The sequence below is a fragment of the Sporosarcina sp. P19 genome, assembly GCF_002743165.1.
In the GTDB taxonomy this organism is placed as follows: domain Bacteria; phylum Bacillota; class Bacilli; order Bacillales_A; family Planococcaceae; genus Sporosarcina; species Sporosarcina ureae.
Window position 1 is genome coordinate 190985 of sequence record NZ_PDYR01000004.1, and the last position, 21295, is coordinate 212279.

A 21295-nucleotide genomic window follows, 5' to 3' on the forward strand; every position below is an offset into this window, starting at 1 on the left:
AAAGGAGACCCATTCATGTTAGAAGATTTTTTTCCTATCGCGTTCTTCCTTCAAGACTTCGACCGCTTCACGAAAACGCAGTGAATGGACGTTTTCTCTTTCTCTTAGAAATTTAAGAGAATCATTAATCCATGCATCGTCTGAGATATCGATGATCCATTGATACGTAGCGCGTGCTTTTTCTTCCGCTGCTATATCTTCGTACAAATCAGCTATCGGATCTCCCTTTGCTTGTAAGTACGTAGTCGTAAAGGGTACACCACCCGCATTTTCATAAAACAACGCATGGCCGTGATTGACGTAATGTGCACCAAGTCCGGCTTCTTCAAGTTGTTCGGGGGTCGCATCTTTCGTTAATTTGTAAATCATGGTAGCAAGCATTTCTAAATGAGAAAACTCTTCGGTCGCAATATCATTCAGTACACCGATGACTTTATCAGGAACGGTGTAGCGCTGATTCATATAGCGTAATGCAGCAGCTAGCTCGCCGTCTGCACCGCCATATTGCTCAGCAATGTACCTCGCAAGTTTTGGGTTACACTCTTTGACCTCTACCGGATACAATAACTTTTTCTCATAGACCCACATCAATATTCCCTCCAGTAACCTAGTATATGGTTGAGACTACATTTGCCATGGCCAAGGTGCTTGGTTCCAGCGCCAACCCGTATCAATGGCTTGTTCAGACGGTATGGAATGTAAGGAAAGCGGTCCGAAACGCTTTTCGTACATTTTCCTTAGTCTTGCTGCTTCTTTTATAGCATGTCGCCATTGCGTAAGTGCTTCCTTGTCGTCAGGATGCGTGTTGGTGTAGAGTGTCAGTTCGACTACCACAAAATCGGCTTGTTGCACATTCTTCAACATGTCTCTTCGTTCCGTTGCATCCATCAGGAGATCCCCTCCCTTTTTGAATAGCCGTCGACTAGTGCCGGCCACAGCGACCCCTGTTGTAAAGCTTCAGCAGGTGAAAATTGTGGAAGTGACGTGGGCTGGAAATTCATAAAAAGCTGAGGCGGCAATGAAAACGTTTTGACTTTGACAGGTGGACACGGATCCCACGGAGAAATATATGGTTCATAACTTCCTCTGAACGTATAATCCATTCGTTATCAACTCCTCTACGCAAGATATGTAAATTTCTCATGCTATATGACCGAACCCAATCTTTCTCCATAGCGAATAAATTAATTTCGGTATTATAGGTCCCTTGGAATAGAATAGTTATATCTAATTAATATATTTATTAATAACTCGTATTCTAGTACAATGGAAGGGGTACGTGGCTTCAGTAGTTCCGTAGGAAGAATACATACAATGAAGGAGACGTTCAAATGAAACGTGGAGATGGCATAAATGGATGATTACTCCATATTTATCGGAAGGCAGCCGATCCTGAGCCGCTCAGGTGAGATTTATGCATATGAACTACTATACCGAAATAGCGAAGAGAACTGTTTTCCTGATATAAATCCTGAACAGGCTACAATCGGACTATTAATCAATACTTTTCTCACCGTTGGAATAGATCAGGTAACAAGTGGTGTGCGTTCATTTATAAATTTTTCAGGTGAACTGCTAGCGCAAGACGTATTTATGAGTCTGAATCCTGATCAAGTAGTGATCGAGATTTTGGAGGATGTGGAAATAACACCTGCTCTTTTGCGTCGGCTGCGAATGTTTAAGGAAGCGGGATTTACGCTAGCGTTAGATGATTTTATTTTACAAGATCAATACATAACCTATTCTCAGTTATTTGAGCTGGTGGATATTATCAAAGTGGATTTCATCCAAACAAGCATAACGGAGAAACATCGCATCAACACATTTTTGAAAAGATATCCAACGATTATTTTATTGGCGGAAAAGGTGGAGACAGAGGCAGATTACCAGCTCGCATTAAAGAGTGGCTATGATTTGTTTCAAGGCTATTTTTTCGCAAAACCTGATATTATTCAAAGTGCTGAAATTCCATCTAATACATTAATTCATCTACAGATTATTGATTATTTCCAACAGGAACCCCAGTCTATTGATCAACTATCCAATCTAATTATGCAGGATGTATCGATATCCTATAAATTGTTACGCTTTATCAACTCATTAGCCTTTGACATACCGCGTCAAATCAGCTCTATTAAGCAAGCGATTATGATGATCGGGCTAAATGAAACGAAGAAGTGGCTACAAGTTCTAATGTTGCATGAATTAGGTCAAGATCTACAAGATGGTCGTGTGAAAGCGCTTATTGAATTATCACTTCGTCGTGCACGAGCATGTGAGCTGTTAGCGAAGTATAAAAGAAAACCAAATAAGGACGAGTACTTTCTCACAGGTATGTTTTCGTTGATTGATGCAGTGATGCGGCGGAAATGGGAAGATATTTTGCCATTACTTTCTTTGTCTAATGTCATTATGGATACGTTAAATGGGAAGCAAACTGAAATGAGCTCATACATGGAGCTAATAAAATCGGTAGAGCATTTTGATTGGGAAACAGTAGAGCGACTTTCACGTGAACTCGCAATCCCCCGAAAAGAGTTAAGCCATATTTTTCTACAAGCCTTACGCTGGTCTCAGGGAATAGAGGATGAAATGAACTGAATATATACTGAAAAAGACATTTGCACTTGAAGATGTCTTTTTTGATGTGTAATATTGACAGTTATAATCTATTTGGTAACTTCTTATTCTGTAATTGATATGGGCAGAAGTACGTTATATTTCTTGTAATTGGGGTAAGGAGTGTAGTAAGAGAGTTACCAAATGAACACTAGGAGTCGATAGGTTTGGATAAAAAGTTCTGGAAAAATCCCGTGTTCTCTATTTCTGCCGTATTTATTTTTGTGCTCGTCGTACTAGGAGCGACCATACCTGTACCGTTTGGCGTGGTTTCTGAAAGGCTCTACCATTTTACGACAGATAATTTTGGATGGTTTTATTTACTAGCAGTATTTATTGTCATTATATTTTTAGTAGGATTGGCAATTAGTAAATTCGGAGCCATTCGTTTGGGTGGAGATACAGAACGTCCGGAATATCCGTTTTTTACGTGGATTGGTATGCTCTTTTCTGCCGGTTTCGGTGTAGGATTGGTGTTCTGGGGTGTGGCGGAGCCAATGAGTCACTACTTTAAGTCACCTATTGCTGGTGCTGAAGCCCAGACAGAAGAGGCGGCACGTGTGGCAATGGGGTATTCATTCTTCCACTGGGGAATTTCTCAATGGGCAATATTTGGCATAGTAGGGCTAGTTATTGGGTTTCTTCAGTTCCGGAAGAAGAAGGATGGTTTGATTTCAACGGCGCTCGAGCCGTTGATTGGAAGTAATCAATACGTTAAGACCGGAATCGATTCATTTGCAGTCATAGCAACTGTCATGGGAATTGCTACTTCGTTAGGTATGGGTGTCTTACAGATGAGTGGTGGTATGGAGTATGTCTTTAATATTAAGAGTACGTTTACGATTCAACTGCTGATCATTGCTGTTGTGTTCGTTGCCTACATGACATCTGCTTCAACAGGCTTGAGTAAAGGTATTGCCTATCTAGGTAATTTTAACTTGGGTATGGCAATTGCATTATTGCTGTTTTTCTTTATAGTAGGACCAAAAGTATTTATATTGGAAACCTTTACGCTGGCGATTGGAGATTATATCAATAACTTCATTACGTACAGTTTGCGTCTACAACCTTATCAAGGTGGCACTTGGGTAAAGGATTGGACCATTTTCTACTGGGCTTGGACTATCGCTTGGTCACCTTTCGTCGGTGCATTCGTGGCACGTGTATCGAAAGGACGAACAATCCGAGAGTTCATCATGGGTGTCATGGTCATACCACCAGCATTTTCTTGTATGTGGATTGCCACGCTCGGTGGAACTGCACTATACAGCGACTTGCGTAATGGTACACAAATTGCACAAGAAGTAGACAAAGATGTGACATCAGCTATTTTTGCGACACTTCAACATTTACCAATGACAGGGATCGTATCGTTCCTAGCTATTGTGCTAATCTTTACATTCTTGATCACGTCAGCTGACTCAGCAACGTATATTCTAGCGAGTATGACAACGCGTGGTAGTTTGTTCCCTCCGTTAATTGTGAAATTCGTCTGGGGATTCCTAATGACTGCAATCGCGGCTGTATTATTATATGCAGGCGGATTAGAAGCTTTGCAGTCAGCATCACTCGTATCTGCCCTGCCGTTTACCTTACTACTTCTATTACTGATCTTCTCGTTGGCCAAACTATTAGCCAGAGAACCGATTACAGTCAGACCGACAGATATTCGCCAATTTGAACATGTAGAAGGCGAAGTCAAAAAGAGACGTAAACGGAAAGAAAGTGAAAAAGAGAAGAGAGCACGCAGAGAAGCAGAAAAGGCTAGGAAAATTAAAGAGAAAAACGATAGAAAGTATCAAGAGCTTGAAAAGAAAAAGTACCGAGAAGTGGAGAAAGAAAAGAACGAATAGAAGAAAAGACCGGTTCGTAGCATTTAGCGCGAATCGGTCTTTTATCATAGAGAGGAGAATGTATGTGGCCATTGTAAAAGTTGAAGACATTCAGTTTACAAGAGACGATAATCAAATCCTGCAAGATATAACTTGGGATATTGAGAAAGGGCAGCAGTGGGGTATGCTTGGATTGAATGGTTCTGGTAAGACTACGTTATTATCTATTATTTCTACATATGAAATTCCTTCTAGTGGTGAAGTGGAGGTACTTGGCAAACGGTTTGGGAGTGCATACTTACCTGAATTACGTAAGAAAATCGGCTTTGTCAGTAGTTCTCTAGAGAAGTTCTCGGACTATTTCTGGAATGAATCGATTGAGCGGATCATCATTAGTGGTAAATTTGCGAGCTTTGGTATTTACGATGAAATTATAGCTGAAGACTGGATACGTGCCGATTATTTAGTGAAGGAATTTCGTTTGGAAGACGTCAAAGGCAAGAAATTCAGATTACTCTCTGAAGGAGAAAAACGTCGTGTATTGATTGCACGAGCATTGATGGGTAATCCAGATTTATTGATTTTGGATGAGCCGTGTTCTGGATTGGATATTTTGGCAAGAGAACAATTTCTTGAAGCGCTTAAAATTGCTACGGAAAATAATGTGCACCTCGTTTATGTCACACATCATATAGAAGAACTCGTTCCCGAAATCACTCACGTACTATTATTAAAAGAAGGAAAGATTGTAGCGAGTGGTCCTAAAACAGAAGTTTTGACGGACGAACTGTTATCCGAAACGTATCAGGTACCTGTAACTATTGAGTGGCATGCAGAACGACCTTATCTTTCAATGAAATAATGCAGATCCATACAGTTTATTGCAAGATAGAGAGGGAATAGTATAAAAAACATAATATCACCATACGATGTGTGCAGGAACGAGTATATCAAATGAACTAGGGAAAGGGGGAAAGAGCTTTTGGTGAATCATAAACGTAAAATGACTAAAAAGCGCATAGCCTCCTACGCACTGCTTTTTGTTGCATTGCTTTACGCGGGTGTCATGCTTTGGCAAACGTATAAGCCATTGCCACCCGGTATTTCATATAAAGGAGAACTTCATCAAGTAGAAGACGTAGAGTTCATTTATGATTTAACGTACTCTAAGACGAAGTCAAAAGATCACTACAAATCAGAACTTCGTATATTCAATGAGGTTTTTCGAATGATTGAAGAAGCGCAAGAGTTTGTCGTGCTCGACTTCTTCTTAATGGATGATTACTATGATGAAAAAGAAGACTTTCCTCAAATTGCGGATCAACTTACAGAAGTACTTGTGAAGAAGAGGAAAGAGTTTCCTGACATGCCGATCGTATACATAACGGATCCAGTGAATACAGGATATGAATCCTATGAATCGGAATGGTTTAAAGCATTGGAAAAAGCAGGTGTGCAAGTAGTGTACACAGACTTGGAGCCATTACGTGATTCAATGCCCTTATACTCTGGGTTATACCGCATCTTCCTACAGTGGTTTGATTTTAACGAAAATAATCGTTTTCCCAACTTCTTGGCGAGTGATGCGCCTGATGTGAAGTTTTCATCTTATTTGAAGTTGTCGAATGTTAAAGCGAATCATCGAAAAACTCTTGTGACAGAACAAGCGGCATTAGTTACGTCTTCTAATCCTCACGCAGCTAGTGGTCGACACGGTAATGTGGCATTCAAAGTGAAAGGCCCAATCCAGAACGATATATTGGAATCGGAAGAAGCTGTGCTTCAGTATTCATCAGGCGGAACGTTACCGCGTATCGAAACGGAAGAACAAGAAGGACCCTACCAGGTCCAGTACTTAACAGAGAGCAAGGTAATGGATGCATTAGTGAGCGATATTAAAAAAGCAAAAAAAGATGATGTAATCCGTATGGGCATGTTTTATCTTTCTGAGCAGGAAGTAATCCGACCTTTAGAAGATGCAGCCAATCGTGGTGTACATGTAGAGATGATCCTAGATCCGAACGAAAACTCATTCGGTAGTAAAAAGTCAGGTTTGCCTAATCGCCCCGTCGTCCAAGAAATAAGAGAGAATACAGATGATAAAATTAAAGTACGTTGGTACAATACCGTAATCGGTCAATATCACACCAAGCTAGTAACGGTACAGACTGCGGACGAGACGTATATTACAAACGGATCTGCCAATATAACGGAGCGTACGTTACGTGATTATAACCTGGAAGCAAATCTGCGTATTATAGCACCAACAGACAGCGAGCTGACAGATGAAATCAACGCGTATTTCGATCGGATATGGAATAATGAAGACGCGCTATACACTCTGGACGTAGAAGAATACCAAAACGGCCTGACATTCTTCCAACGAGGAATTTACGCACTGCAACGCTGGGCGAAGCTTACATCATATTAAAATAAAAAAGCACCGCTTATTGTTGCCAGTGCTTTACTCATATTTAACGCAAAGAACGAATGTAAAACATGAAGAGTATCTAACAATAAATTGAACATAGGAGATGTAGTAGATGAAGATTGTAATATTTGGAGCAACAGGCCGTACAGGAAGTGAGATTGTTCGTCGTGCATTAACTGACGGTAATGAGGTAACGGCAGTCGTTCGATCGCCTGAGATGTGCAAATCTCAAGAAATGCTGACGATCATTGCAGGTGACGTACGGGATCCGGATGCAGTAAAAAAGGCATTATCGGGGGCCGACGCAGTCGTAAGTGCTCTTGGCACTGACAAAACAACCACACTGACAGAAGCAATGCCGGCTATTATTGAAGGAATGAAAGAACACGGAATCGAAAGAATCGTAACAATTGGAACTGCAGGCATATTAAATAGTAGAACAGAACCGTCCAAGTTACGTTATCAATCGAATGAATCCCATCGTAAGTTGACATTTGCGGCAGAGGAGCACCATAAAGTATTTACAATGTTGCAAGATTCCGGTCTAGACTGGACGATCGTGTGCCCAACCTATTTACCTGATGGAGAAGCGGTCGGCAATTATCGGACGGAAAGAGAGTACTTACCGATTGATGGCGCCAAGATTTCTACCGGTGATACTGCTGCGTTCGCGTATGATGAATTATCTAAACAAGAGTATAAGGGATATAGAGTAGGAATTTCCTATTAAAAAATGTCTATTTAGGTGAGAGCACATTTAAAATATTGGTGTATTCTGCATTGAATATTAAAAAAGTCTCATAAAATCTCTTTTCTCTATGATATAATAGGAGTATAGAACCACAGGGAAAAGGAGAATGGGGAAACAGATGAGATGGTCCTTGAAGAACTTAATTCAAGTCGTGGCAATATTGGCGATTGCATTGACCTTTCTAACGAGTACTACGGTGGCATATCAAGTGCATAAACAAACATTAATAAATTCTACTCTAGAAACTAACTACGCATATGTCCAAAAGCTAACGTCCACTACAGATACTTATTTACGGGAAATATTAAACACATTAGAAGTTAATGCGAAAGTAGTCCTATCTCTCCTTGATGACCCTTCTTCACAAACACAATTGAATGCGTTAGCCGAGCGGATTAGGACAGAAACGAATACATTTGATTCTGTTGCGGTCGCCTCTACAGAAGGTGTCATACTAGGTGCATCCACTCCGAGCCTTGAGTTGGTTGGGGAAGAGTTGACATCGATTGGAGCAATGCAAGCTATTAAGGAAAAGAGGAAAATAATCTCTCACCCTTATGTTGGAATTGAAGGAGAACCAATTATATTTATTAGTGTTCCACTTTTTGAAAACGGTGAGTATAAAGGGTTTTTGGGAGGAGCTATTTATCTCGATCAGCCTAATATATTAGAGAAGCTCCTAGGGAACCATTACTATGAAAATGGTTCGTATGTTTATGTAGTAGACTACGCAGGAAAACTAATTTATCATCAAGAAAAAGAGCGTTTGAAAGAAGATGTCTCGAGTAACCCAGCGGTCCAAAAAGTAATTAGAGGGGAAAGTAACTATACACAGCTAATTAACACAAAGGGAATACCTATGTTGGCGGGATATGCCTACGTCCCCATTGCCGAATGGGGAATTGTAGCACAAAGACAACTAGATATTTCTGTTGCTCCCGCAAAAGAAATGGTGCTGGAGATGGCATTAAAGTCTCTCCCGTTACTACTTCTTTCGTTCTTCTTGGTTAGGTATCTGTCAAGAAAGATTGCTCTGCCACTTCAAAAATTGGCATATTATACGGAAAACAGTGTAGAGTCTGATCAAAAAGAAAAAATGGAAGCCATCTCTGATTGGTACTATGAAGCTAAACAATTAAAAGGAGCTATGGTGCATAGTTTGGATTACTTCAAAAATGAGATGAACTATTTCATTCACCAATCAACGATCGATCCGTTGACGAAACTAACAAATCGTCGAATGATGGATAGTTACATGAAGCAATGGGTGGACGATGGAACACCATTTGCTCTAATTATTTTTGATATAGACAAGTTTAAACGTGTCAATGATCGCTATGGTCATGCAGTCGGCGATGAAGTTCTGATCTACTTGGCAGATTGGATGCGACGAACAGTTCGCAAGCAAGATATATGTTGCCGCTACGGTGGAGAAGAATTTGTCATCTTATTACCGAAATCGGATAAAGTAACTGCTTACCTGACAGCAGAACGCCTTCGTGAAAAAATGGAGGACACAGTCAGTCCTTGCGGTGAAGTCATTACAATTTCATCTGGAGTAGGTGCTTATCCACTTCATGCAAACCACCCGGCGCGACTTATCGAATTAGCTGATCAAAGTCTGTATGAAGCAAAACGTACAGGACGTAATAAGACCATCGTTGTTTCTGATGAACCTCGGCAGAAGTAATATGCCGGGGTTTTCTTTAGTAGTAGATTAACAGAAAGGAGATGGAGAAGTGCCAGAGCAATCTATGGATAAACGCTTGCACATCAAAACCCACGGTGTTAGAGAGTGGATTCATCAATCATCTCATTATAATCGTTATGAAGCGACACCTTACGAGATGCTAAATTATTTATTTGCCGAACATGACCTCCTAAAAGAGGGGAGCTTGATTGACTTTGGCTGCGGAAAAGGAAGAGTGCCTTTTTATGTAAATCATCTTTTTTGTCTGGACACAATAGGTATAGAAATGAATAGTGTGTTACATCAAAATGCAATGACTAACTTATTGGATTATCGACAAGCCTTTCCGAAGAGACCTGGATCTATTTCATTTGAATGCTGTATAGCGGAGAGTTACATCATTCCTGCAGATGCCGTGACGTTCTACTTCTTTAATCCATTTTCTTTGGACATTTTTCGATCTGTAGTTCAACGGATTCTAAAGTCAGCAGAAAACTCCCCCCGCACATTGGAAATCATTCTATATTATCCGACTGATGAATACGTTTATTTCTTGCATCATCACCCATTATTTGAGAAAGTAGCGGAGATACCGATTGCACATTTGCAAATCCATGACAAAGCAGAGCGCTTCTTAGTCTATACGTACAAACAGCCCTGATCCTATAGATCAGGGCTGTATTTATATTCATGCAGAATAACTGAATCGCTTTCCTATCCAGAATATGAATTCCATCAAGAGTGCAGCTAAGATCCCTACTAACAACCCGCTTGATAATAGAGGTTGAACTAGCTCCGGGAGTGAAGAAAACACTGTGGCTGGCAAAGTCATAATCGATAACCCGAGAAGTGCAGGTAATGCGACTCGGTAAATAGTTTTAGGTTCGAAAGTTAATCCTTCCACATTGCGCAAGGCAGACCGGAATAACTGTAAATAGGCTACAAATAATACCGTGTTTCCGACGCTTTGAGGAATAGTGGAAAAAAACGCACTTAATGACGGGACGAGCCCAAGGATTATGAACAGTATTGAACCGATAAAGAAGGGAGCTCTGTCCTTTATTCCGCTGGACTGAAGAAAACCGATAGATGAAGCATAAGGTGCATACGGAACGAGGCCTAGCGCACCTGCACCGACATTCAATCCCCCTGTTATAAGGAACGAAGTTTTATACTGACTTTTAGTAGTTTCTTTTTCATATATATCTTCTGCGCCTTTTAGAGTAGCAATTGTGTTCGTTGTATTCAATAAACCTGTAATGACGACTGTAAACACGATGCCGATTTCAAGTGTTGGCTCACCCCAAGGAAACCATTGGATAAATGGCGTGGTTTTAATTGTTTCAGTGGCTGCTTGCGGAAAAATCAGCACAGCACTAATCCATCCGACTGTCATTCCGATGAGTAAGTTCAAGCTGCTGATGATTCCTTTTCCTTTCACATGAACCAAAATTGTCAGACCCGCTAGAGCGAATGAGAATATAGTCTTCGATAGACTGATGAATTCACCGTCATTGAGACCAATCATTCCCTTTAAGAAGATAGTAATCAACTGATTAGCCAACAGTAGTAAAAACACGAACATGACAGTAGGTGTAAACCACTTTTTAAGAATTTCACCCATACCGAGCATACCGAGAGTAGCAACCAGTACACCAGAAATCATGGCGCCTATTGCAATACTGCCTCCAACTGTAGCTAAACTTAAGCCCATGGCGCTCGCAGTTCCGGCCAAGCTGAGTACAACACCCCACCACAAACCTGACTGACCTTCCATTAATGCCAATCGGTGTCCAAGTGCTCCTTGAAGTAAACAAGCGATTCCCGTAAAGATAAATGAGCGTTGTATGGCTGAAACGATTTCAATCTGCTCAAGCTCAAAAGCAGTACCGACCGAAATAGGGATAACAACTGTATTAGCGAACATAAAGAATAGCCATTGAAATCCGGCTAACGCGGTAATTGAATACCGCATTTGTGTAGTGCCCATTCACATCTCTCCCTGTAAATAGTTATCTATGTATGTCGAAAAAATTGAAATATAAAGAAAACTATAGCACAAAATTAATAGGAAGAATAATGTTTCTAGTATTATCTCGATGAAATAGTAATTCATTGGCAATCACATATAATAGTAATAGCCAGCAGACGTTCGTCTGCTGGCTACCTATTATAGTCATATAGTAGTGAATAACTGTAAAAGTTCGTTGGGAGGCACGGGTCTAGAATACAAAAAACCTTGTGCTTCATCACAATCAAGCTTCTTGAGAAATTCGGCCTGTTCGTGAGTCTCAACCCCTTCAGCAATCACTCGTAAGTGTAAGTTCTTAGCCAAGTCAATAATAGCTTTGACAATAACCGAATTTGAATTCAGTTCTCTAACAAAAGATTGATCGATCTTAAGGTGAGTTAGAGGAAACTTAGTTAAATAACTTAATGAGGAATAACCTGTTCCGAAATCATCAATACTAATTTTAATGCCGATCTCACGAAGTTCTTGTAAAATGTTTTGGCAATAGTCCACGTCAGAGGTCATACTTTCTGTAATTTCGATATTCAAATAGTGTGGTAGCAGACCGGTTTTATGTAGTGTGTCTTTGACATCGGTCACAAAACTACTACTTTTAAACTGACGTAAGGATACGTTGACGCTCATTAATAGTGAAGTGTGGCCCAAGTCTTGCCACTCTTTCGCCTGTCTACAAGCAGTTTCTAGCACCCACAAACCAATGGCAAGTATCATCCCAGTTTCTTCTGCTATCGGTATGAATTGCCCGGGTGGGATCATGCCTCGGGAAGGATGTTGCCAGCGTACCAAAGCTTCTACGCCAATCATATTTCCTGTATTAAATTCATATTGCGGCTGGTAATGTAGAGATAATTCCTCTTTGTGAAGTACTTGACGTAATTCCATCTCAATTAAAGTTCGTTCCATCAAGTCTTTATAAAGTTCCTCTGTGAAAAATTGATATGTGCTTTTACCTGATTGTTTTGCTAAATACATAGCAGAGTCCGCATTACGAAGAAGCGTATCGTACTGTGCACCATCGTCTGGGAACATGCTGATACCGATGCTTGGAGCGATAAATATTTCCAAGTAATCGATGAGGAATGATTTTGATACTTCATCGACAATTCGTTTGGCGACCATTTGTGCACCTTGTTTCGTCGTAGAAGAACACAAAATAAGAAACTCGTCCCCGCTAAGTCGACCAACCAAGTCATTTTGCCTAACGAGTGTTTGTAATCTTGCACCAACCGCTTTAAGCAATTGATCACCTACATAGTGACCCATGGAATCATTAATATTTTTAAAACGATCCAAATCCATATAAAGCAGAGCGAAAGGTTCCCGGTTGTTTAAACGGGTCTCAATCAAGTCTTCTACTGTCTGCTTCAGCAACCTTCTATTTGGCAATCCAGTTAGATGGTCGTGAAATGCCATATGTTCGACTAAACGTTCAGCTTCTTTACGATCTGTAATATCACTGGCGGTACCGACAACTTCGACTACATTCTCACCTTCAAAAATAGGAGAGAGGTAAACTAGAAAAGTTCTTGACTGATAGTCAATTTCGAACTGTCCTACACGACCAAGTAGTGCACCAAGAAGCTGTCGCTTAAATGTAGACAATGTGAAGCCTTTATTCGATGCGAGCTGATTAAGTGTATCCGCAGTGATTCCAAGTTGTTCGGCAACTTTTCCTTCTAGTAACGTAATATGAATTTGATCATTTTCGTCCAAGGAATATTTAAAAATAGCATTTTGGAGATTTTTCACAGTCGTAGAAAAATCATTTTTTAATGCCAATTCTAATGATTTTTCCGCTTCCATCTGAGATGTTACATCCTGTCGTATGGAAATATATTGGAACGGCTTCCCATCTGAACCGATAAACGGAACGATAGTAGTATGGACCCAATAAAAACTTCCAGACTTAGACTTATTACGGATCACGTCTCTCCATACTTGACCAGACTGAATCGTATTCCACATATCTGCGAAAAAACTTTTAGGATGTGTACCTGAGTTGACTACCCGATGTGTCTTGCCGATCAGTTCTTGACGCGAATATTCCGAAAGGGTACAGAAGCGATTATTGACATACGTAATTACGCCTTTTGGATTGGTGATGACAACTACTGCTGATTCATCCAGTGCATATTTAAAATTCTGAAGGTCAATACGTGTTTTGGCATACTCGTTTGAGACCATTTTGGAGCCGGTTACATCAATGTCGAGTGAGAGATAACCCGTTAAGTCTCCGATCGTATCATAAATAGGTACAATGGCGATATCCAGCCAGTGTACTGAGCCAGACTTAGAGTGAATTTGTATGGCTTCTTGATAGACGGTTTCATGTACAAAATGCCTTTTAAGTATATAAAGCGTTTCTTCAATAGAGAATTCTTTATTTAACTTCCCCCATGTTCTACCTATTAACTCATCTTCGCTATAACCTGTCAGCACGCAAAAATTCTGGTTTACATAGGTGAGATGACCGCTTAAGTCGATAAGTGATATGCAAAACTTTTCATCAAGTAGTGTAGATAGGTGTGAAGAAATACTAGGAGCATGTAACGGCATAAAGGCACATCCTTTCTTTAGAAATCGTTATGGGGAAGTAGAATAGTCCTTGCTTTGAAAGTATAAAAGTTATGAAATTATATAAAAATGTCTAATAGATTGAAGAATAGATTTAATCTGTCTGATTATAACATGAATGAGAGAGTTTTGAACTAGTTATTGAAGAAAAAATATATAGGTTATTAGAAGTGTAGGAAGAGGAGAGCATTACATAACAAAAAAAATCATGAAAGCTTTGTAAAGCCTTCATGATCTATTCATCTTTTCGGTTTGTAATGAAGTGTTTTGAATAGCTTATTACGCTCTGCATCTGTTAGTTCGCGCCATTCACCAATTGGAAGATCACCCAATTCAATAGTAAGTATCCGAACACGCTGCAAGCGACGTATGTGATAGCCAAGCGCTGCACACATTCTGCGGATTTGACGATTTAAACCTTGTGTCAATATAATAGAAAAGGTTTTAGGACCGAGTTTTGTTACCGTACAAGGTTTTGTGACAGTATCAAGAATCTTCACCCCTTTTTCCATCTGTGAAATAAACGAAGCGGTTAGGGGACTATCCACTGTCACGATGTATTCTTTTTCATGTCCATGTTCTTCCCGTAGGATTTCATTGACGATGTCACCGTCGTTCGTTAATAGTAATAAGCCATCAGAATCTTTGTCTAAACGTCCAATGTGGAAGATTCGCAATGGGTGATTAACAAAGTCCACCACATTACCTTCTATATGGCGTTCTGTTGTACTAGTGATTCCTACTGGTTTATTAAGCGCGATATATACTAACTGTTCTTCTTGTTCGACTAGCTTGCCGTCAACTTCTACTTGATCACCTGATTCGACTTTACTGCCGAGTTCCGCGAGTTGACCATTGATTTTCACGCGACCGTCAGCAATCCACTGATCTGCACCCCGTCTGGATACAATACCTGCACTACTTAAAAATTTATTAATCCGCATAAAGATTCTCCTTCCGCACTTGTTACAATAAGCTAATTATAGCATTTTTCCCGTAAGAAATTGTTGACATTAAAGATTCTGCATATTAAGATAAATATAATAACTAGATGGACAGAAGGTTTCGATAGCGGAATCGTCCCGGTAGATGAGATGAGTTAGCAGAGAAGAGAATAGCGAAAAGATATGAATAAGAAGAGTAGCGATCGCATGTGCTTTCTAGAGAGTCAGTGGCTGGTGAAAACTGATACACATTGTTCGTGAATGGACTTATGGCAGCTGTTTTGATGAAAAACAGACGTTTGCCCGCGTTAAGGGCAGTGTGAAAACACATAAAGTGGGAGTACTTCGGTACTTCAATTTGAGGTGGCAACGCGGTTATATAATCGTCCTCTGCAACAGGCTAACTGGCTCTGTTTGCAGAGGGCTTTTTCTATTTAATCATATGAATTATACGACAGTCCATAAAGCAGAGGAGAATGATCATGATGACAGAGCAGAAGAACTTACGGGTCACGACGAGAAAGATTGAAGGAGATTCCTTAACTCCCATTTTGATATTTAGAAGATTGAAAGGGAATCATAAGTTCCTGTTGGAGAGCTCATCGCAAGCAGGTGGGTCTGGGCGTTATTCATTTATTGGACTGAATCCTCAAAAAGCGTATCGTGGTCGGGATGGTGTAGTAGAAGAGATCGTCTACTCAACGAATAGGACGTATACGCATGAAGGAGATCTCTATACGTTATTGAAGCGTCTCATGCCGCGTATTACAGAAGATGCGGGATTCCCGTTTACAGGCGGTGCGGTTGGTTATGTAGGGTATGGAGCAGCAAGAAATGGTGAACAACGAACAGCCGATGACCTCCAGATGCCGGATGTCTACTTCAATATTTACGACACCATCGTGATCTATGACCATCAATTACACGAAGTGACGTTGCTGCATACAGAAATCAATCCAGTATACGAAGCGCCTGACTTAGACGCCATCGAGGATATGATTGTTAATGGTTCAGTCGATAAAGAAGATAGTGTTTCTCTATCTGATTATCGTTGTGCCATTTCCAAAGAAGAGTTTGAGCGTCGTGTCCAGATTGTTATTGATGCGATTAAAGAAGGGCAGGCGGAACAAGTCGTTCTATCACGTCGCTTTGAAGCAGATATTACAGGTGATCCGTTTGCGTTGTATCGTAAACTGCGTCGCCGCAATCCATCTCCATATATGTACTACATGGAGTTTGAAGATCATACAGTCATCGGAACGTCACCTGAAAGTCTCGTGCGTGTCACCGGAGATAAAGTATTAACCAATCCAATTGCGGGCACTCGCAGAAGAGGGCGAGATCAAGCAGAAGATGAAGCGCTTGAAATCGAATTACGCAATGATCCGAAAGAGCTGGCCGAACACGATATGCTTGTGGAAGTAAGCAAGAAAGAACTGCAACAAATCTGTCGTCCCGAAACGATTGAAGTTGCAAATTACTTGGAAACAGTTCGCTATGAACATGTTATGCACTTAGTTTCCGAAGTGACAGGTGACCTTGCTCCAGGTTTGCATGCACTGGATGCACTGAAAGCGACAATGCCAGCAGGAACTGTTACGGGTTCCCCGAAACCGATCGCTATGGACATGATTGATGAACTGGAAGATCAACATCGTGGGATTTACGGAGGCGCTATCGGATATATTGGTCTTAACGGTAATATCGACTTCGCATTGACAATCCGTACAATGCTCGTAAAAGAAGGCAAAGCGTATGTCCAGGCAGGTGCGGGGATAGTAGGAGCTTCTGTTCCTTCATTAGAATATAAAGAGACATCCAATAAAGCCCGTTCCTTACTAGAAGCAACAGAAATGACAAAGTGATTGCCAAGGCCTAAGCCTTGCTGAAAGATTGCATAAACGTCTAGACGAGAAGGGGAGAGATGAGTATGAAGAGGTTTTTGAGCATAGTAGAGAAGCAACGCAACCTTATGTACGAAGAGATGAGAGAAGCCGCCGAGCTAATGTTCAATGACGCGACAGATGAAGATCTAATTACACAATTTTTGATCGCGTTATCGAAAAAAGGTGAAACATCACATGAAGTAGCGGCATTAGCGGCTGTTATGAAGTCATATGCAAACGACCTGACGCCTACAGAGGCACGTTATCTAGATAACTGTGGAACGGGTGGAGATGGAGTCAATACATTCAATATTAGTACGACAGCTGCATTCGTGCTGGCGGGTGCCGGGGTCCAGGTTGCGAAACATGGTAATCGTAAAATCTCTAGTGCATCGGGTAGCCAGGATGTTTTGGATGCACTTGGCATTCATTCTGATTTCCAGATACCCGATATGCAGAACTTATTGGAACAACAAGGGATTGCATTCTTATTTGCCCCGTCTATTCATCCTAAAATGAAGAGGATCGGCGCTATACGGAACAAAATTGGTAAGACGACGATCTTCAACTTAGTTGGGCCATTGACGAATCCTGTATCACTTGAAACACAGTTTACCGGTATTAACCGTCCAGATTTCATCATGGAATATGCATCAGTACTCAGAATGCTGGGGCGAGAAAGAGCGATTGTTGTGAGTGGGGCAGGGGGAATGGATGAAGCGTCTCTTGCAGGCCAGAATGAATTTGTATTACTCGATCATGGTGATTTAATTCCATTTTCATTGACTGCAGATGACGTGGGGCTTGAATATGCACCGTTATCTGCAATAAAAGGTGGAGACGCAATAGAAAATGCCGCGACTACTCGATCGATCTTAGGTGGAGAACGTGGACCAAAGTTTGATACAGTCGTGTTGAATGCAGGTATTGGTTTATTTGCAAATGGGCATGTTTCTACAATTCAAGAAGGCGTGAAAATAGCTACTGAAAGTATCTTGTCAGGCAAGGCGTTAGCAAAACTAGATGCCGTTGTCGCATTTAGCGAAAAGATTCGGCAGAAGGCGGTTATCCAATGACGATTTTAGAAAAAATTATTGCACAGAAGAAAATAGAAGTAGATCAATTGCTAGCGAGTAACGTGACGTTTCCGGAACGGGAGATCACACGTCCGTCACTCTATCAAACACTGAGGAAAGCGAAACAACTGCAAGTCATCTCTGAAATGAAACGTGCATCACCTTCTAAAGGATTAATTGCAGATGGTGCCAATCCGGTTAAACAGGCGACTGCTTATTATGAAGCAGGTGCTGCGTGTATCTCAGTATTGACTGATAAAGAATTTTTCAAGGGATCATTTGAAGACTTGTCTGCAGTAGCGGATGCTGTGCCCATCGCATTGTTGTGTAAAGATTTTATGATCCATAAAATTCAGATTGACCAAGCAAAAAGCGCAGGTGCATCCGTCATTTTACTGATTGTGGCAGCACTCGATGATGAAACACTTGGAAGTCTATATACGTATGCCAACGAAGAAGGTTTGGATGTGCTAGTAGAAGTGCATAACGTCGAAGAGTTGCAACGTGCATTGTCAATCGATGCAAGAATTATCGGTGTCAATAACCGCAATCTGCATACATTTGAAGTAGACTTAGCACAGACAGAACTGATCGCTTCACACTTCCCGTTTGATGAAGAGCGTGTGTTCATCAGTGAAAGCGGGATCAGGGGACCTGAGGATGCAGAACGTGCAGCTAAAGCTGGAGCAAGTGCAGTACTTGTCGGAGAATCATTGATGCGCAGTGATTCAGTAAAAGAAGCTCTGCAAGCATTGCAAGTAGAAAAGCACGTGGATCGTCCATGACAAAAGTAAAGATTTGTGGACTGATGAAACCAGAACACGTACAAGCAGCCGTGGATGCAGGCGCTGATGCTATAGGGTTTGTATTTGCACCAAGCAGTAGGGAAGTGACGGTAGAGCGGGCACATGAACTGGCGAAACTCATTCCACCGTCCGTATTAAAAATCGGAGTCTTTGTGGATGAAGCAAAAGAGCAGTTACACAAGATATTTAAAGAAGTGCCCTTGGATTATATTCAATACCATGGAGAAGAGACTCCCGCTTTCATTCAACAAGTGGGATTACCTTCTATTAAAGCCCTTGCTATTGAAACTGAAGACGATGTGAAACTCGCTGCCACATATAAGGTGGATTATTATTTATTCGATACACCAGGTGTTGAATACAAAGGCGGTAGTGGTAATACGTTCGATTGGTCGTTACTTGAACATGCGGGTGTATCAAAAGAGCAAATTATCTTAGCTGGTGGACTGCATGCAGGCAATGTGCAGGAAGCATTGTGGCAAGTGAATCCCTATATGGTGGATGTATCAAGTGGAGTGGAGATTGAGAAGCAAAAAGACACGGAACGCATTCAAACGTTTATTCATACAGCGAAGGGTAGGAGAGATCGTCATGACAACAGAGACTAAAGGACGCTACGGGAAATTCGGAGGTCAGTTCGTTCCGGAAACATTGATGACTGCATTGCAGGAGTTAGAAACTGCTTACGAAGAAGCACAGCAAGATCCTGCGTTTTCAAAGGAATTGGATTATTATTTGAAAGAGTTTGTAGGTCGTGAAACCCCTTTGTTTTTTGCAGAGCGTTTGACGAAGCATGCAGGTGGCGCGAAAATTTATTTAAAGCGCGAAGATTTGAATCATACAGGTGCTCATAAGATTAATAACTCTCTTGGCCAAGCATTGCTTGCGATTCGTATGGGCAAGAAGAAAATCGTAGCGGAAACAGGAGCAGGACAACATGGTGTGGCAACAGCTACTGCTTGTGCGTTACTCGGTCTTGAATGCGTTGTATTCATGGGCAAAGAAGATATCCGTCGTCAAGAACTGAACGTCTTTCGCATGGAACTACTCGGTACGAATGTGGTTTCCGTTGATAAAGGTTCAGGTACTTTGAAGGATGCGGTCAATGAAGCATTACGCTACTGGGTTTCCAATGTAGAGGACACACATTATATTTTAGGATCGGCTCTAGGTCCGCATCCATTCCCACAAATCGTCCGTGATTTTCAGCGAGTGATCGGTGATGAAACACGTAAGCAAATCGTGGAACATGAAGGACGACTCCCTGATGCAGTCGTAGCTTGTATTGGTGGCGGTAGTAACGCGATTGGTATGTTCCACCCATTCGTCGATGATCAAGATGTAAAGTTGTACGGTGTAGAAGCGGCCGGTAGCGGCATTTCAACAGGCAAACATGCGGCAGCCATTGCGGGTAAACAAGAAGGCGTTTTGCACGGTGCGTACATGTACGTATTGCAAGACGATGATGGATTTATTCAAGAGGCGCACTCCATTTCCGCCGGTCTCGATTATCCTGCGGTAGGACCTGAGCATTGCCATTTAGCTGATATCAAGCGTGTACAGTATGACTCCGTTACGGATCAACAAGCGCTTGAAGCGGTGCAAGTACTTTCACGTGTAGAAGGGATTATTCCGGCTCTTGAAAGTGCGCACGCTGTTTATTATGCAGTGCAGTTAGCGAAAGAAATGAAAGAAGATGAGCTACTCGTGATCTGTTTATCGGGGCGCGGCGACAAAGACATGCAAACAGTACGTGATGCGCTGGGAGGTCAATCCGTATGACGAAAAAACTAGTGACACAAGCGATTATGCAGTGTAATGAACAGGGAAACAAAGCGTTTGTACCTTATATCATGGCGGGTGACGGCGGATTACAAACGTTGAAGAAGACGATACTATTCCTGCAAGAAGCGGGTGCAACCGCTATTGAAGTAGGTATACCATTTTCCGATCCGGTAGCGGACGGTGATGTAATCCAGCAAGCCGGTGAGCGAGCGTTAGCTGAAGGCATTACATTACGAAAGATTATGAAAGAACTTGCTTCATTCAGAGAAGAAGTCAAGATTCCCTTAGTAATCATGACGTATTTGAATCCTGTTCTTAGCTATGGCTTACAGTCGATAGCGGCAGATTGTGAAGCAAGTGGTGTCTACGGTTTAATCGTTCCAGATCTTCCGCTCGAGGAAAGCGGCTTACTCAAAGAAGCGCTGAAAAATAGCGATGTGGCATTAATTCAATTAGTTTCTCTAACCAGTCCAGCTGAGCGTATTGAAGCCATTGCGAAAGCAGCAGAAGGTTTCATTTACGCAGTGACAGTAAACGGCATCACGGGTGTCCGTTCATCATTTACAGAAGGACTAGAAGGTCACTTAGAGCGTCTAAAGGCTGCAAGTTCCGTTCCGGTTCTTGCGGGATTCGGTATTTCTACTCCTGAGCATGTACGCACACTTGGCGGACTTGCTGACGGCGTCATCGTAGGAAGTGCGATCGTAAGGGCTCTTCATGAAGGAGATTACGAAAAGGTTCGGACGTTAATTAACGCATCCAAAAATCAACTAACCAATAGCTAATAATTTTGCGGATAACTGATATATTTCAGTTATCCGTTTTTTACTGTAAATAAAACTATCCACAATAGAGAAAGTGTGAATAAC

19 protein-coding genes and 1 other annotated feature are annotated in these 21295 nt (G+C 41.4%); of the genes, 13 read left to right on the forward strand and 6 right to left on the reverse strand.

The window, feature by feature from the left end:
- Positions 1–18: 18 nt before the first annotated feature.
- The 3 genes from CSV74_RS07025 to CSV74_RS07035 are packed head-to-tail and all read right to left on the reverse strand — an operon-like array spanning position 19 to position 1103.
- A complete protein-coding gene (locus tag CSV74_RS07025) occupies positions 19–588 on the reverse strand; it encodes a manganese catalase family protein (protein ID WP_099669979.1) in 570 nt (189 codons plus the stop codon).
- A 36-nt stretch (positions 589–624) separates the two neighbouring features.
- On the reverse strand, positions 625–888 hold the full coding sequence (locus tag CSV74_RS07030; RefSeq protein WP_099691116.1) for a spore coat protein CotJB: 264 nt from the start codon (positions 886–888) through the stop codon (positions 625–627).
- Complete coding sequence (locus tag CSV74_RS07035) at positions 888–1103, reverse strand: spore coat associated protein CotJA (protein WP_099691117.1); 216 nt, start codon at positions 1101–1103, stop codon at positions 888–890. The genes CSV74_RS07030 and CSV74_RS07035 overlap by 1 nt, the downstream gene beginning before the upstream one ends.
- A gap of 250 nt (positions 1104–1353) precedes the next feature.
- Here CSV74_RS07035 and CSV74_RS07040 point away from each other — a divergent pair, with 250 nt between their 5' ends.
- The 7 genes from CSV74_RS07040 to CSV74_RS07070 all read left to right on the forward strand — a co-directional run bounded on the left by CSV74_RS07040 (position 1354) and on the right by CSV74_RS07070 (position 9984).
- Positions 1354–2601 carry an EAL and HDOD domain-containing protein gene (locus CSV74_RS07040; RefSeq protein ID WP_099691118.1) on the forward strand — a complete coding sequence of 416 codons (1248 nt, stop codon included), beginning with the start codon at positions 1354–1356 and terminating at the stop codon, positions 2599–2601.
- Between the two features lie 185 nt (positions 2602–2786).
- Positions 2787–4472 (forward strand): BCCT family transporter, encoded by a 1686-nt coding sequence (locus CSV74_RS07045; protein WP_099691119.1) that lies wholly within the window; start codon positions 2787–2789, stop codon positions 4470–4472.
- Positions 4473–4530: 58 nt separating this feature from the next.
- Complete coding sequence (locus CSV74_RS07050; RefSeq protein ID WP_037561641.1) at positions 4531–5313, forward strand: ABC transporter ATP-binding protein; 783 nt, start codon at positions 4531–4533, stop codon at positions 5311–5313.
- A 123-nt stretch (positions 5314–5436) separates the two neighbouring features.
- Complete coding sequence (locus tag CSV74_RS07055) at positions 5437–6882, forward strand: phospholipase D family protein (protein ID WP_369823701.1); 1446 nt, start codon at positions 5437–5439, stop codon at positions 6880–6882.
- A gap of 112 nt (positions 6883–6994) precedes the next feature.
- Positions 6995–7612: an NAD(P)-dependent oxidoreductase gene (locus tag CSV74_RS07060; RefSeq protein WP_099691120.1), complete on the forward strand. Its 618-nt coding sequence runs from the start codon at positions 6995–6997 to the stop codon at positions 7610–7612.
- Between the two features lie 139 nt (positions 7613–7751).
- The gene (locus CSV74_RS07065) at positions 7752–9323 is read left to right on the forward strand and encodes a sensor domain-containing diguanylate cyclase (protein WP_099691121.1); all 1572 of its coding nucleotides are present in this window, start codon (positions 7752–7754) and stop codon (positions 9321–9323) included.
- Between the two features lie 49 nt (positions 9324–9372).
- A complete protein-coding gene (locus CSV74_RS07070; RefSeq protein ID WP_233190824.1) occupies positions 9373–9984 on the forward strand; it encodes an SAM-dependent methyltransferase in 612 nt (203 codons plus the stop codon).
- A 27-nt stretch (positions 9985–10011) separates the two neighbouring features.
- On the opposite strand, the gene CSV74_RS07075 is transcribed toward CSV74_RS07070, so the two are convergent.
- From CSV74_RS07075 to CSV74_RS07085, 3 genes are all read right to left on the reverse strand, one after another.
- A complete protein-coding gene (locus CSV74_RS07075; protein WP_233190825.1) occupies positions 10012–11313 on the reverse strand; it encodes a uracil/xanthine transporter in 1302 nt (433 codons plus the stop codon).
- 186 nt (positions 11314–11499) lie between these two features.
- On the reverse strand, positions 11500–13911 hold the full coding sequence (locus CSV74_RS07080; RefSeq protein WP_099691122.1) for a bifunctional diguanylate cyclase/phosphodiesterase: 2412 nt from the start codon (positions 13909–13911) through the stop codon (positions 11500–11502).
- 257 nt (positions 13912–14168) lie between these two features.
- Positions 14169–14873, reverse strand: coding sequence for a pseudouridine synthase (locus CSV74_RS07085; protein ID WP_029053343.1), 705 nt, complete (start codon positions 14871–14873; stop codon positions 14169–14171).
- 174 nt (positions 14874–15047) lie between these two features.
- Positions 15048–15267: a binding site (T-box leader), on the forward strand.
- A gap of 88 nt (positions 15268–15355) precedes the next feature.
- Between CSV74_RS07085 and CSV74_RS07090 the strand changes: the two genes are divergently transcribed.
- The 6 genes from CSV74_RS07090 (at position 15356) to trpA (ending at position 21211) form a co-directional block, all read left to right on the forward strand.
- Entirely contained in the window at positions 15356–16738 is a 1383-nt protein-coding gene (locus tag CSV74_RS07090; RefSeq protein WP_233190826.1) for an anthranilate synthase component I family protein, read from the forward strand.
- 65 nt (positions 16739–16803) lie between these two features.
- Positions 16804–17835, forward strand: coding sequence for an anthranilate phosphoribosyltransferase (trpD, locus tag CSV74_RS07095; protein ID WP_099691123.1), 1032 nt, complete (start codon positions 16804–16806; stop codon positions 17833–17835).
- Positions 17832–18620, forward strand: a complete 789-nt coding sequence (gene trpC / locus CSV74_RS07100) for an indole-3-glycerol phosphate synthase TrpC (RefSeq protein ID WP_099691124.1) — start codon at positions 17832–17834, stop codon at positions 18618–18620. The genes trpD and trpC overlap by 4 nt, the downstream gene beginning before the upstream one ends.
- A complete protein-coding gene (locus CSV74_RS07105) occupies positions 18617–19249 on the forward strand; it encodes a phosphoribosylanthranilate isomerase (RefSeq protein ID WP_099691125.1) in 633 nt (210 codons plus the stop codon). Before trpC ends, CSV74_RS07105 begins: the two co-directional genes overlap by 4 nt.
- Positions 19233–20423 carry a tryptophan synthase subunit beta gene (gene trpB, locus CSV74_RS07110; protein WP_029053338.1) on the forward strand — a complete coding sequence of 397 codons (1191 nt, stop codon included), beginning with the start codon at positions 19233–19235 and terminating at the stop codon, positions 20421–20423. Before CSV74_RS07105 ends, trpB begins: the two co-directional genes overlap by 17 nt.
- Positions 20420–21211, forward strand: a complete 792-nt coding sequence (gene trpA, locus CSV74_RS07115; RefSeq protein ID WP_099691126.1) for a tryptophan synthase subunit alpha — start codon at positions 20420–20422, stop codon at positions 21209–21211. The genes trpB and trpA overlap by 4 nt, the downstream gene beginning before the upstream one ends.
- Positions 21212–21295: the final 84 nt, after the last annotated feature.

Excerpts from the sequence above, each read along its gene's own strand:
- CSV74_RS07050 (WP_037561641.1), top strand. The coding sequence starts at position 4,531 with ATGTATGTGGCCATTGTAAAAGTTGAAGACATTCAGTTTACAAGAGAC.
- CSV74_RS07040 (WP_099691118.1), top strand. The coding sequence starts at position 1,354 with ATGGATGATTACTCCATATTTATCGGAAGGCAGCCGATCCTGAGCCGC.
- CSV74_RS07065 (WP_099691121.1), top strand. The coding sequence starts at position 7,752 with ATGAGATGGTCCTTGAAGAACTTAATTCAAGTCGTGGCAATATTGGCG.
- CSV74_RS07030 (WP_099691116.1), bottom strand. The coding sequence starts at position 888 with ATGGATGCAACGGAACGAAGAGACATGTTGAAGAATGTGCAACAAGCC.
- CSV74_RS07090 (WP_233190826.1), top strand. The coding sequence starts at position 15,356 with ATGATGACAGAGCAGAAGAACTTACGGGTCACGACGAGAAAGATTGAA.
- trpA (WP_099691126.1), top strand. The coding sequence starts at position 20,420 with ATGACGAAAAAACTAGTGACACAAGCGATTATGCAGTGTAATGAACAG.
- CSV74_RS07085 (WP_029053343.1), bottom strand. The coding sequence starts at position 14,873 with ATGCGGATTAATAAATTTTTAAGTAGTGCAGGTATTGTATCCAGACGG.
- CSV74_RS07075 (WP_233190825.1), bottom strand. The coding sequence starts at position 11,313 with ATGGGCACTACACAAATGCGGTATTCAATTACCGCGTTAGCCGGATTT.
- CSV74_RS07105 (WP_099691125.1), top strand. The coding sequence starts at position 18,617 with ATGACAAAAGTAAAGATTTGTGGACTGATGAAACCAGAACACGTACAA.
- CSV74_RS07060 (WP_099691120.1), top strand. The coding sequence starts at position 6,995 with ATGAAGATTGTAATATTTGGAGCAACAGGCCGTACAGGAAGTGAGATT.
- trpB (WP_029053338.1), top strand. The coding sequence starts at position 19,233 with ATGACAACAGAGACTAAAGGACGCTACGGGAAATTCGGAGGTCAGTTC.
- trpC (WP_099691124.1), top strand. The coding sequence starts at position 17,832 with ATGACGATTTTAGAAAAAATTATTGCACAGAAGAAAATAGAAGTAGAT.
- CSV74_RS07035 (WP_099691117.1), bottom strand. The coding sequence starts at position 1,103 with ATGGATTATACGTTCAGAGGAAGTTATGAACCATATATTTCTCCGTGG.
- trpD (WP_099691123.1), top strand. The coding sequence starts at position 16,804 with ATGAAGAGGTTTTTGAGCATAGTAGAGAAGCAACGCAACCTTATGTAC.
- CSV74_RS07080 (WP_099691122.1), bottom strand. The coding sequence starts at position 13,911 with ATGCCGTTACATGCTCCTAGTATTTCTTCACACCTATCTACACTACTT.
- CSV74_RS07025 (WP_099669979.1), bottom strand. The coding sequence starts at position 588 with ATGTGGGTCTATGAGAAAAAGTTATTGTATCCGGTAGAGGTCAAAGAG.